Annotated in this window: 11 protein-coding genes; 10 read left to right on the forward strand and 1 reads right to left on the reverse strand. The window is 38.1% G+C overall.

Going from position 1 to position 13,532, the window contains the following annotated elements:
• Positions 1-76 precede the first annotated feature (76 nt).
• The gene (gene rlmN / locus ACFOUV_RS06245) at positions 77-1,144 is read left to right on the forward strand and encodes a 23S rRNA (adenine(2503)-C(2))-methyltransferase RlmN (RefSeq protein ID WP_379495930.1); all 1,068 of its coding nucleotides are present in this window, start codon (positions 77-79) and stop codon (positions 1,142-1,144) included.
• 44 nt (positions 1,145-1,188) lie between these two features.
• Here the strand turns inward: rlmN and ACFOUV_RS06250 are convergent, their stop codons facing one another.
• On the reverse strand, positions 1,189-2,469 hold the full coding sequence (locus ACFOUV_RS06250) for a GGDEF domain-containing protein (RefSeq protein WP_379495931.1): 1,281 nt from the start codon (positions 2,467-2,469) through the stop codon (positions 1,189-1,191).
• 266 nt (positions 2,470-2,735) lie between these two features.
• On the opposite strand from ACFOUV_RS06250, the gene ACFOUV_RS06255 reads away from it, so the two are divergent.
• The 9 genes from ACFOUV_RS06255 (at position 2,736) to ACFOUV_RS06295 (ending at position 13,490) form a co-directional block, all read left to right on the forward strand.
• On the forward strand, positions 2,736-4,784 hold the full coding sequence (locus ACFOUV_RS06255) for a catalase (RefSeq protein WP_379495932.1): 2,049 nt from the start codon (positions 2,736-2,738) through the stop codon (positions 4,782-4,784).
• A gap of 307 nt (positions 4,785-5,091) precedes the next feature.
• Complete coding sequence (locus ACFOUV_RS06260; RefSeq protein ID WP_379495933.1) at positions 5,092-6,264, forward strand: Alp7A family actin-like protein; 1,173 nt, start codon at positions 5,092-5,094, stop codon at positions 6,262-6,264.
• Between the two features lie 13 nt (positions 6,265-6,277).
• Complete coding sequence (locus ACFOUV_RS06265) at positions 6,278-6,799, forward strand: hypothetical protein (protein ID WP_379495934.1); 522 nt, start codon at positions 6,278-6,280, stop codon at positions 6,797-6,799.
• Positions 6,800-7,403: 604 nt separating this feature from the next.
• Positions 7,404-7,937 carry an RNA polymerase sigma factor gene (locus tag ACFOUV_RS06270; protein WP_379495935.1) on the forward strand — a complete coding sequence of 178 codons (534 nt, stop codon included), beginning with the start codon at positions 7,404-7,406 and terminating at the stop codon, positions 7,935-7,937.
• A complete protein-coding gene (locus ACFOUV_RS06275; protein ID WP_379495936.1) occupies positions 7,930-8,715 on the forward strand; it encodes a hypothetical protein in 786 nt (261 codons plus the stop codon). Before ACFOUV_RS06270 ends, ACFOUV_RS06275 begins: the two co-directional genes overlap by 8 nt.
• A 21-nt stretch (positions 8,716-8,736) precedes the next feature.
• The gene (gene asnB / locus ACFOUV_RS06280; protein WP_379495937.1) at positions 8,737-10,632 is read left to right on the forward strand and encodes an asparagine synthase (glutamine-hydrolyzing); all 1,896 of its coding nucleotides are present in this window, start codon (positions 8,737-8,739) and stop codon (positions 10,630-10,632) included.
• Positions 10,633-10,737: 105 nt separating this feature from the next.
• Positions 10,738-11,385, forward strand: a complete 648-nt coding sequence (locus ACFOUV_RS06285) for a DUF421 domain-containing protein (RefSeq protein ID WP_379495938.1) — start codon at positions 10,738-10,740, stop codon at positions 11,383-11,385.
• A 77-nt stretch (positions 11,386-11,462) separates the two neighbouring features.
• Positions 11,463-12,311 (forward strand): MBL fold metallo-hydrolase, encoded by an 849-nt coding sequence (locus ACFOUV_RS06290; RefSeq protein ID WP_379495939.1) that lies wholly within the window; start codon positions 11,463-11,465, stop codon positions 12,309-12,311.
• Positions 12,312-12,503: 192 nt separating this feature from the next.
• The gene (locus ACFOUV_RS06295) at positions 12,504-13,490 is read left to right on the forward strand and encodes an ABC transporter substrate-binding protein (RefSeq protein WP_379495940.1); all 987 of its coding nucleotides are present in this window, start codon (positions 12,504-12,506) and stop codon (positions 13,488-13,490) included.
• The last annotated feature ends 42 nt before the right edge of the window (positions 13,491-13,532 follow it).

Raw genomic sequence — 13,532 nt, forward strand, 5'->3', positions numbered from 1 at the left:
AAACCATTTGCTACTGTGTGTAAGATGGAGTAATATGTAGTATAGAAATAGCAATGAATCGAAATGAGGGTATACAATGAGTAAGACATCCATTTATGGACTAACATATGAACAACTAACAGAATGGCTTATCGAGTATGGTGAAAAGCGTTTTCGTGCCGATCAAGTATGGAACTGGTTATATAAAAAACGTGTTTCCAATTTTACCGAGATGAGAAATGTGAATACAGAGACAATCGAACTTTTAGAGGAAAATTTTGTCCTGCATACGTTGGGGGAAGAAATCAGACAGGAATCGAAAGATGGTACCATTAAGTTCCTTTTCAAATTAGAAGATGGAAATTTAATTGAAACGGTTCTTATGCGTTTTTCATACGGGTTATCTGTTTGTGTAACAACACAGGTAGGCTGTAATATCGGTTGTACGTTTTGTGCAAGTGGTCTATTAAGAAAAAGTCGTGATTTATCCAGTGGTGAAATTGTAGAACAGATTATGAATGTACAAAAGCACTTAGATACAAGAGGGGATGACGAACGTGTCAGCCATATCGTAGTCATGGGCATAGGAGAACCATTTGATAATTTCACTAACCTGATGGACTTCCTGTATGTAGTAAATGACGATCGTGGTCTTAATATTGGCGCAAGACATATTACTGTTTCAACTAGTGGACTCGCCCACAAAATTTATGAATTTGCAGACAAGGATATTCAAGTAAACTTGGCCATTTCCCTTCATGCACCGAATAATGAACTTCGTACGAAGATTATGAAGATCAATAAAGCATTCCCGATAGAAAAACTTATGAAATCTGTAGAATACTATCTGGAGAAGAAAAACAGGCGTATTACTTATGAGTATATTATGCTGAGAGATGTGAACGATCATAGGGAAGAAGCAATTCAATTGGCGAATTTAATTAAAAATCATCGTCATTTGGCCTATGTGAATCTGATTCCTTATAATACCGTTGATGAGCATATTGATTATCAACGAAGTCAATCGGAGTCCATCCAGGCTTTCTATGAAACGCTTAAAGAAAGAGGTATTAACTGTGGCGTTCGTTGGGAAAATGGAGCAGATATCGATGCTGCCTGTGGTCAGTTAAGGAGTAAGCAAATCAAGAAATCAAAAGCTGTATAAACACACAAAACCCCCGTCTGAACGTCAGATTGGGGGTTTCTGCGTTATATTTCCATTTTTTCTATAGCAGCAGCATATCTGGCGGACAAGGGTAGATCGATAATCCCATTTTTAGACGAAACTTGGTTCTTCCCTTGATTCTTCGCTTTATAAAGAAGATCATCTGCATGTATATATGCATGTTTAATATTTGTTTCCAAATTGGATTGATAAAAATATAAACCAAATGAAGCAGTGTAGGAAATGGTTATCTGTCTTGATTTAAATTCTGAAACTGCAGGCGTATCTTGAATGCTTTTCTGCAGTTGCTCAACCAATTGTCTACATTCTTGATAGCCTCTATTCCTTAAAATTATGGTGAATTCCTCTCCACCACTTCGAAAAAGATAGTCTTCATCTTTTAGAAAGTTCTTTAATGTTGTTGCAAAGTGTTGGATGACACTATCCCCAACCGTATGATTATAAGCATCATTAATCCGTTTAAACGTGTCTATATCTGTTACAATAATCCCAATGTGTTCTTCGGATTCATTTAATTCATTCATAACTTTATTCATATACGTCCGGTTATGAACCTTTGTCAGAAAATCGGTATAAGCCATCTGTTCAAAACGATCACGCTCTATTTTATGCTGGATGCTTCTGGATTGAAGTACAGCAGATCGACTGACAAGATAATTCAAAATAAATAAAGCAATAAGGATTTCCCATTGCTGTTCCAAAAGAAAAATGAATAACAAGCCATTCGAGACTGCTTTTTTCATCGTATCCAAAATGCTCCTACCTTTAATAAAATCCCACGCATCTTGTCCAGTATTAATACTACCGGAAATATGGAAGATCGTCAGCAGTAGTATGGATGACAAAAAGTCTGTAAGGGCAACGATTGCAATCAACAGACCCCAATAGCCAAAAGGTATTTCTTCAACATAAGGATATAGCCCATAGAAAATAAAATATCCTAATGAATGGAGTAATCCAGGCCCTCCAATATTATAAAATGTATGTAAAAATTCATCTTCATCGGCTGTTCCTGTTTTTTTGCGATAAAAATATACATAAAAGCGATTAACAATCTCAAATAAAAACAACCCTAATGGACCAGTGAACAATACAAAAGACAGTCCATAAGAAATGCTGTAATCAATATTTACGTTCCCTGTTTTGACAACTGTTTTTAAATGCGAATAAAGTGTAGTAAAAAAGAGATACACAAAGAAGACCTTAAAATAAAGGGCTATCTCTATTTCTATCGGCCCAGATGTAATGGCAACAATTAATCCAGTTATGAAAATACCAATTATAAATAACTTTAATTTGTACATAATAAGGTAGTCCTTTCATAGATATTTAGAAATTATTATTACAAATGGGTATTATTTCCTATTATCTATTCAATAATAGCATAATTTTTAAAATAATAGGCAGAAAGTATATTAATTTTATAATTATTTCTGAATTTTTCATTTTATTTTGGTTAAGCTATTTTTTAATTTATATGAGATTCTATTATCTGTTTAATTCTTTAATCAATAGGGAAATCATTAGTTAGTTGTTTCATTAATCTCTAAAAGTGGGAGGATTAATTAATATGAGTAAAGATAGAAAAGTAGACGGTAATAGTAAGAATAAACAACTTGAGCAGTTTCGAGTAGATGATCGAGGAAAGAAAATGACGACGAATCAGGGGTTAAAGATCTCTGAGGATGAATTTTCGCTTAAATCGGGCGTACGTGGTCCCACATTGATGGAAGACTTTCATTTTCGTGAAAAGATGACTCATTTTGATCATGAACGGATTCCGGAACGAATTGTTCATGCAAGGGGATATGGAGCGCATGGAGAGTTTGAGCTCTATGAATCTATGGAAAAATATACAAAAGCGAAATTTTTACAGAAACCAGGATCAAAAACTCCTGTATTTGTAAGGTATTCAACGGTTGCCGGCTCCAAGGGATCAGCGGAAACTGTGCGTGATGTAAGAGGATTTGCTACAAAATTTTATACGGAAGAGGGGAATTATGATCTTGTTGGTAACAACATTCCTGTTTTTTTCATTCAAGATGCAATGAAATTTCCGGACCTCATCCATGCAGTGAAGCCGGAACCACATAATGAGATCCCACAGGCTGCGTCCGCCCATGATACATTCTGGGATTTTGTAGCTAATAATCAGGAGACGGCACATATGATTATGTGGCATTTATCTGACCGTACGATACCTAGAAGTTTTCGTATGATGGAGGGATTTGGTGTGCATACTTTCCGCTTCGTGAATGAGAATGGTAACGGTCACTTTGTTAAATTCCACTGGAAACCGAAGCTTGGTGTTCATTCCTTAGTTTGGGATGAAGCGCAGAAAATTAATGGGAAAGATCCAGATTTTCATCGAAAGGATTTATACAAAGCTATCGAAAATGGAGACTATCCAGAATTTGAATTTGGTGTTCAGATTATTGATGAGGAAGATGAGTTTAAATTCGACTTTGATATACTTGATCCTACTAAAATTTGGCCGGAAGAGGATGTGCCAGTAAAAATCATCGGTAAAATGACACTTAACCGTAATGTTGATAATGTATTCGCAGAGACAGAGCAAGTTGCATTTCATCCAGGAAGTGTTGTACCAGGTATTGATTTTACTAACGATCCATTGTTGCAGGGACGATTATTCTCCTATACGGATACACAGCTAATTCGTCTCGGTGGCCCCAATTTTCACGAATTGCCAATTAACCGTCCAGTATGCCCGTTTCATAATAATCAACGGGACGGTTATAGTAGACAAACGATTAACAAAGGCCCAGTGAGCTATCATAATAACTCTCTAGCCAGTAACACACCCGAAACCTCCCGAGAAGATGAAGGTGGTTATGTTCATTATCAGGAAAAGGTGGAGGGCCGCAAAGTTCGAGCAAGAAGTGATAGTTTCCTTGACCATTTCTCGCAAGCTACTCTTTTCTGGAATAGTATGAGTACCTCTGAAAAAGAGCATATTATTGATGCGTTCAGCTTCGAACTTGGTAAGTGTAAAGAAAAGAGTATTCAACAGCAAGTAGTCGACATGTTTGCAAATGTTAATTTAGAGATGGCTCAGCAGGTTGCGGCTAATTTAGGTATAACAGCCCCTGAACATGGTGGTTCGTCCGTTACGAAGTCTTCTCCGGCTCTAAGTCAAGAAAACACGAGGAAAAATCCGGATACAAGGAAGGTAGCAGTGCTAATAACTGATGGGTATAGTGGGAAAGAAGTCCACTCCATTTTAACTGATCTAGATTCCAAAGGGCTGCAACCGGAAATTGTTTCAGATAAATTGGGAATGGTGACAGGTACGGAGGGGATACAGGTAGAAGCACAACACACTTTCCTGACAGCAGATTCCGTACTATTTGATGCCGTGTATGTAGCTACTGGGGATGCTTCTAATCAGAAGTTCTTCGAGAAAGCCTCATACTTTGTACAAGAAGCTTTTTCTCATTTTAAACCAATTGGTGCAACACATGATGGTGTCAAAATACTTCAGGAAAACAACTTGTTGAATCGTTTAGGAGTCGTGTCAGGAGATACACCAGAAATCTTCTTAAATGAATTTATAGAAGCTATTTCTGACCACAGACATTGGGATAGAGATGTAATTTAATAGATTTTGGGATGAGAAGGATGATTGTACATCATCCTTTTTTTGCTCTTACAAATAGGGGAGGAATAAAAAACCAATTCAAAAGGAAGATATTAGTTGATTACAAAAAAGTATACATGTATACTTTAAAAGTAAAGTTGTTTGCAATAAAGTAAACATGTGTACAAACTAGTGTGCATCTTGTTGTAGCAACGAATACAAAATGTGTACATGTATACGGAAAAGAATACATACAAAGTATTGTTGTATATTTTATGGAAAACAATTATTCTAGTAGTATATGGAAAAATGAGAGGAGTATCACTAAATGATAAAATCGAGAGTCGCGGCAGTAGATGTCGGAAATGATGCTTTAAAAGGAAACTTTGGAAAGCTTGAAAATGAATTGTATATCCCTAACGTGATTGCACCTGATTTAGAAGATCGCCCTGTAATCGGGATTGAGGAATTGGATCAAAAAGACGTATTGGATAATATCCATATTAGAGTACACTCCCCTGCCTTAGATGAAAACAATATTATTTATCGTGTTGGTAATCTAGCAACCAAAACTGGTAATGCACAGGAACTTGACCCTGGCAGCAGTAAATCAGAAGAAGATCAAACCTTAATTATGTTATTCACTGCACTGGCATTGGATGCGGTGAACACGGATAATTTTAATGAAAAAAATGGTATTACCGATGCAACCTATACATTGGGTACTGGACTTCCATTAAGAGAAGTAAAAGAAGGTAAAGATGTTGGGTATCGTTCTCAACTTCTTGGATCAGTGCATCAAGTCGAATTTCTTGTGACACCAAAACACCAAGGTAAAAAAGTGAATATTAAATTTGAAGAAGTAAAAGTATATCCAGAAGGTTTTGCAGCGTATGTGAACCTGATAATGGATAATGATTTAAAAGTAATTAATAAGGAACTAATTGATAAACAGATCTTAATCCAGGATATTGGTGGATTATCAACAGATATCGCGGTAATAAGAAATCGCAATGTGGATGATGATAAAGCACAAGGATTTAACTTGGGAGTTTCTGAATCATTAGAATCTATACGAGAAGAAATCCGGTCCAAACACGGTGTCGAACTGGACAGCCGGAGTGATGTCGTGGACATCATCACAAGGAAAAAGGATCGCAACCATATAATGGTAAAAGGAAGTAGAACAAACGTACACGATATTACCGATCATATTCTATTGGAACTGGCTAAGAAAGAATACCGTTTCTTAAGGAATGTATGGGCGAAGAACTCACAATCAGAAATCTGCTATTTTGTCGGTGGTGGCTCTGCAGTACTTAAAGACTATATTAAAGCGTTAAACAATAAATTGGATGGTTATAATATTGAATTCTTTGAAGATGAAAATGAAAGCATTTGGATGATGGCAAATGCCTATTATAAATTGATTAGTGATTTTATTCAAAAAGCTGAAAAAGGTAAGAAAGAAGAAGAAAAAGTTACTTCTAAGGCAAAATAAATAGGGTGAGATCATGTCGAAAAATAGTATAGAGCGTGGACAATCGATAACCTTTCGTGTCCCCTCTGATACACCTGATTATCTATTAAAACAATTGCAGAATTTGAAGGAAACCGAACGCAGGAATTTTTCCAGTAAAGTTGCCGGATTTGTACTTAAGGGGGTCAATGAAACCTTTGTAAAAGAAAAGGAAACGGTGACTATCCCGTTACCAAAGCAGCTTACAAAGGAACAAAGGAGCTGGCTGAAGCATGAACATTCAGAAGCGCTTATCGGCAGTATCCTTTATCATTTATTAAGTGATCCAATGCGGGCAACCACCCTGCTGGCAGCATTGAACAGTAACTCCAGTAATATTGATGAAGCATTATATCTTCAAGAAGAACCTGTGGAAAAATTAGAAAAACAACCGACACAGGAAATGAATCTGGATGATTTCAGTCTTGATGGCTTGGATCTAAACGAAGAAGAAGTCGTTGAAGAGGAAGAGGATGAAGATCCTTTAGGCGACTTTTTCTCCAGTATGAATAAATAACATAGTATATACCGGATAGGATGAAAAATCTTACCCGGTATTTTTTTGTTCAAAAAGCTATTTTCGTTATGTTTGTTGCTTCTAAATTACCGCAGAATCGAGATAAGCTGCGAACTAGAATAGGGAACTTCGGCGATTGCTCTGGGAAATACACTGCGCTTTTCGCGGGCGGCTGGTGAGCCTCTTCATGCTGACGCATTTCAGAGTCTCACCTATGCCTTTCCTCCCGCAGAAGTCTCCGTGTATTTCCCAGAGCTGGTTAGAAGGTTGCTAATAATTACTATACTAGCGTAGCTAAAATAGCATTATAAAACTTCACCAGTCCGGGTGAGCGGCGGGCGGTGACTCCTGCGGGAAAAGCACGTGTCCGAAGACCAGAAGAGTGGGTTTCTCTTCGGGGCTGAGGCCGTGCCCGCGGAAAGCATCCGCCCAGAGCGATCCCGGACGGCGGGAAAAGCACTTACTTATAGAAACCAAATCAACCAGCAGTTACTTCAGAGTCTATACATTTTATGAAATAACAAAATTTCAAAAAACGAAAACTTTTTCAACTTGAGAAAGGTATATATAGTATAGAACGATTTATAAAGGGGGGGTATTGCTTTTGGTTGATCAGGAAATAAGACTCATCAAAAAGATAAAAAAGGGGAATCAGCAGGCCTTTAAAAAGCTGTATGACAGTTATGCTGATTATTCACTTCGAACTGCATATGCAATTACAAATAATAATAGTGACGCATCCGATATTGTACAGGAAACATTTATCAAGGTTTATCGAAATATTGATTCCTTTGATATTAGAAAACCTTTCCGACCATGGTTTTACCAGATCTTAGTTAATGAAAGCAGAAGATATATGAAAAAAAAGTCCAAGGAAGATATAAGTATTGAAACTGAACGACTGTTGGACCACCTGAATCATCAGACAGAAGAAGAAAGAGACTTCGAACAGCTTGAAACAGCAATGGAACAGCTTGAAGAACATCACCGCACTGTCCTGATTTTAAAGTATTTAAACGGATTTTCAGAGAAAGACATTGCTGAAGTCCTTGAATTAAATGTGAATACAGTGAAATCAAGGCTTTACAAAGCAAGACAACAACTAAAAGCGGTTATTGGGGGTGTTGCTGATGAGTAGAGACAAACTGGATAAAAGAATGGAACAATTATTAAAAAGGCAGACAAAAGATGCGGTCAATCTCAAGAATGAAACTTGGAATAGGATCGATATCGAATTATTCTCATCCACACCCGACATAGAAAAAAAAAGAAAGCGTAAAAGAAAGGGATTTGCGATTGCAGGGATGAGCATTGCGGCAATTATAGCTATCTTGGTTTTCGGAATGAATACAGAACCTGGGCAGGCTATGTTTCACGGTTTGAAGGATATGTTTATTGAAGAAAAACAGGAAGAAATCGAATTGGAAGGTGAAAAAGAAGACACGAATGTGCAACTCGAAACCAATGAGGAGTTGCGCTATGTCATCTATATCGATGAGGACCGCTATAAAATGATTGAGGGAGAAACGAGCGATCGAATCGAAACCTTAGATCCGCTACCAGAGCAATTTCCAGAGGTATATATGGAAATTACACGTGTGGAGGATGCAACAACAGAAGAAGTAGTTGAAGCGATTAAACAAGAGATTAATAACGATAAGGACATGGAATTCCGTAGAGAAGAATCGGTAACGGAGCCAATTGAAGCCGAAATGATTCAAGGTATGGGACTTGAGTATACAAATGAATTCGGAAAAACGGGTCATCAATGGGATACACCCATTCATAGATATTACGTAACAGATGAAGATGAGGGTCAAGTATTTGTTATTAAGCAAGTATACTTCCTAGAGGCAGCAGAAGGGCATGGAGCAAGATTTCATTATATGTTGGAGAGCTTTCAAGTAGTTAAATAAAATATGGAAGGTGAAAATGCTATGTGTGGTTTTTTAGGAGTATTACTAAAGGAACAGGTCCAATTTAATGAGGACCATTTAAACGATATTAAAGTAGCGAACGATTTAATTAAACATCGGGGGCCGGATGATGTTGGTTTCTACCATGATTCACACATAGCACTCGCTTTCCGAAGATTGAGTATTATCGATATTGATGGTGGTCATCAGCCTTTTCACTTTGGGGAAGATCGCTATAAGATGGTTTTCAATGGGGAGATTTATAACTATGTACAGATTAGAGAGCAGTTAATGAATAAAGGCCATACTTTTTATACAGATTCGGACACGGAAGTTGCAGCGAACTTGTTCTTAGATGAAGGAGTAGGCGCTTTTTCAACCCTCAGAGGAATGTTTGCCATTGTAATTTGGGATAAGAAGGAGAGAAAACTGTATGGAGCGCGTGATTCATTTGGCATAAAACCATTTTATTATTTAGAAAATGAAAATGAACTGATTTTTGCATCAGAAAAGAAAAGCATTTCTCATTTAACGCAAGCAGAGACAGTCGATACAAACGCTCTCCAGCACTATATGTCTTTTCAATATGTCCCTGACCCACTAACGATAACGGAACATGTAAAGAAATTACCTGCAGGACATTATTTTGTGAAGAACTGGGGAGAGCCGGTTACAATTAGGTCATATTTTCAAGCGCAATTCCATGCTGTTTATGGTAATGAATGTCAGATTGTGAATCGAGTAAAAGAAGTCATGCTCGATTCAGTGAAATTACATTTGCAAAGTGATGTTCCGGTAGGGTCTTTTCTATCTGGGGGTATCGATTCCACGTTGATAGTAGGGATGGCAAAGCAATTTCAACCGGATATCAAAACATTTTCCGTAGGATTTGAAGACCAGGGCTACTCGGAAGTAGATCTTGCCAAAAGAAGTGCCGAAGATCTTAATGTGGAAAATATCTCTTATATAATATCCCCAGAAGAGTTTTTGGAGAGTCTACCTGAAATCATGTGGCATATGGATGATCCTTTAGCTGACCCGGCATGTGTCCCGCTCTATTTCGTAGCAAGAGAAGCAAGAAAGCATGTGAAAGTAGTGCTTTCTGGTGAGGGTGCGGATGAATTATTTGGTGGATACAATATTTATCGCGAACCCGAATCATTAAAGTATTTTAACTACATGCCAATAGGGTTACTTCAGGCGATTCATCGTGTTGCAGCAATGCTGCCGGAAGGAATGAAAGGAAAAAGTTTCTTGGAGAGAGGCACAACCCCATTACGGGAAAGGTATATCGGTAATGCAAAGATGTTTGAGGAGAAACAGAAATCGGAATTATTAAGAAACTATGACCCTCGTTTTACGTATCAGTCCCGTACTGCTGCGCTCTATAATCAAGTTAAAAACAGACATCCTGTCGAACAGATGCAATATATTGATATGCATACATGGTTGACTGGCGATATACTGCTGAAAGCCGATAAAATGACGATGGCCAACTCATTGGAGCTTCGTGTCCCTTTTTTGGATAAAGAGGTATTTGAAGTTGCAAGCAGAATTCCCGTTGATTATAAGATAGCAGATGGTACAACAAAATCAGTTTTACGAAAAGCGGCAGAAGGATTTGTACCAGGTCATGTTCTGAACCGGAAGAAGCTTGGTTTTCCTGTACCGATAAAGCATTGGCTAAGGGGAAGTATGTATACGTGGGCGAAAGAACTTATTCTAGAAAGTGCAACAGATTATGTTATTGATAAATCGGTTGTACTTGACCTGCTTAACAGCCATCTAGCCGGGAAAAGAGATTATTCAAGAAAGATATGGACCGTACTAATGTTCATGGTTTGGCATCAGGTTTATGTAGAGAAGGTTTATGTATTCGAAGAAGTATCTTCAGAAATTCATTTCAAAACATCTTAAGGTTTAAAAAGTGCGATCTAAATACGGATGGCACTTTTTTATGTTAGTAAGCGGATAAAAATGTATTATTTTGCAAAACTAACATATAGAAAGGGGATGTGAATAATGGATTTTGATTGGGTATGGAAAGCAATCCTTATTGTTTTGGCAGGTACATTCCTGTTGCGATTGGCAGGTAGGAAGTCTATATCTCAAATGACACTGGCACAAACCGTCATCATGATTGGGATTGGTTCCTTATTAATACAACCATTAGCAGGTAAAAGTGTGTGGACAACCATAGGGGTAGGGTTTATCTTAATTTTGACCTTGATTTTTATGGAATATATTCAAATTAAAGGTAATATTTTTGAAAGAATCCTTACCGGAAATGCAAAAGTTCTGATTGAAAAGGGGATATTACAAGAAAAAAACCTGAAAAAACTTAGACTTACGGTCGATCAACTGGAAATGAACCTCAGACAGCAGAATATTTCGAAAATCAGTGATGTGGAATGGGCAACACTTGAACCAAACGGAAAAATCGGATTTATATTAAAACAAGAGGCACAGCCTGTGACGAAAAAGGAATTTCAAGCACTTACCCAATTAATGGCGGAAGTTATTGGAGAATTTCACCCAGATAAGGCCAGAGCCAGCGAAATCCTGCAAAAATTAAACAGCCAACCGGTACTTGCGAGTCAACAGGAGAATCTATTTGCTGAGGTGAAGCGGACGCATCATAAAAATAATCCCCCGAAGCATTTACGTTAGCAGCGACAAAATAGTAGGTTAAATACAGTCATTAAGTGGGAAAACGGAGTACATAATGCTATTAGGGAGGTATTTATATGGAACAAAATAATAAACAGGATACGTATATGCCAATGACGTCAATAAAAAGTGGAAAGCTCACACAAGTAGCAGAGGATGTCCATTGCTTTACCAACCAGATTGTAAACTTGTACTTTGTAGGTCATACAGAAAATTGGGTACTTGTTGATGCTGGAATGCCAAAATCCTACCATAAAATTATGGAGCAGGCGGAAACACTCTTCGGAGAAAATGCCACACCAAAAGCGTTAATCTTAACACATGGGCATTTTGACCATGTTGGCGCAGCAGAAGAACTTGTGGAAAAATGGAATATTCCTGTATTTGCTCATCCGCTGGAGCTTCCTTTTCTGACAGGAGAAGAAAGCTATTCGTATCCGGATTCAAGTGTTGAAGGTGGAATGGTTGCTAAGATTTCCGACCTTTTCCCGGAGGAACCAATCCATTTAGGTAGGAATATTTCACCATTACCTGAAGATGGGACAGTGCCTGGGATGGCGGGATGGAAATGGCTGCATACACCTGGTCATACGCCGGGGCACGTATCTTTTTTCCGTGAATCAGACAAAGCCCTACTAGCTGGAGATGCTTTTATAACAGTGAAGCAGGACGAATTACTAAAGGTAGTGATGCAAACAAAAGAAGTGAATGGTCCACCCAGGTATTATACACCTGACTGGGATGCTTCAGAGATTTCTGTTCAAAAACTTGCTGCTTTGCATCCTACAGCTGCAGGGACTGGCCATGGTATACCGATTTTTGGCGATGAATTAACAGCAGGGCTTCAGAAACTCGTTAGAAATTTTAAGACGATCGCAGTCCCGGATTATGGAAAATATGTAGAAAATCAGGCAAAAGACGAATAATTTTCAGGGATGGTGCTTCATAAACCATCTCTTTTTTTATACATAGGTACATAGTATTAGTGGAACTTTTTGGAAGATTGTTTTAAACAATATTTCTGGACTATAAAAAGTTATCGCAAATGAATAAATAGTATGATATAATCACGTTTAAATATTTAGAAAACGATTATCGTCGAATAGGGGGAAATAACCGTGAAAAAATTATTAATGTTAATGGTAGTAGCTGTTGCTATAATCACATTGGCAGCTTGTGGCTCTGATGATGAAGCGGACAGCGGATCTTCAGAAGGTGGAGATACATATAAAGTCGGTGCGACACAGATTGTGGAACATCCTTCTCTTGATGCTGCCTACGAAGGATTTAAAGATGCTTTGGCGGATGCTGGTCTTGAGGTGGAATATGATTTTCAAAGTGCCCAGAATGATCAGAACAATGTAAAACCGATTTCTGATGGATTTGCAGCAGATGATGTTGACTTAATATTTGCGAACTCAACGCCAAGTGCGCTTGGTGCACTGCAGGCAACAAGTGATATTCCAATTGTTTTCACATCTGTTACAGATGCTGTAGATGCAGGTCTTGTACCATCAATGGATGAAGCTGGGGAAAATATTACTGGTGTCGTTGACCTCCATCCAGAACAAATTGATGCAACCGTGGAATTTATTAATACTTATTTCGAAGGTGCAACGATTGGTATGGTCTACAATGCTGGTGAACAAAACTCTGTTTCCCAAGTTGAATCCGTAAAAGCAGCAGCTGAGGAACAAGGATTGGAAGTCGTTGAGCGTACAGTAGCCAATTCTGCGGAAGTACAACAGGCAGCAACAACACTTGTCGGTGAGGCAGATGTATTTTACATCATTACGGATAATACGGTAGTATCTGCTTTGGATAGTGTAGTTGGAGTTGCAAATGACCAGGATATTCCACTAATTGTAGGTGAGCCTGATTCACTAGCTGGTGGTGGTTTTGCCACATTCGGTATTGATTACCATACAATTGGTTACCGTACTGGAGAAATGGCTGTAGAAATCTTGACAGGTGAGAAGTCACCAAGTGATTTCCCTGCTGAATATCCACCGGAAATACAATTATTTATGAATAAGCAAGCTGCTGAAGAACAAGGTATTGAGTGGAATTCTGAATGGGACGATCAGGCACAATTCGTAGAGTAATAATCTTGTTGGGGCCGGATATTTATCTTATCTGGCTCCTTT

Source organism: Oceanobacillus longus (genome assembly GCF_042650085.1).
Classification (GTDB): domain Bacteria; phylum Bacillota; class Bacilli; order Bacillales; family Amphibacillaceae; genus Oceanobacillus; species Oceanobacillus longus.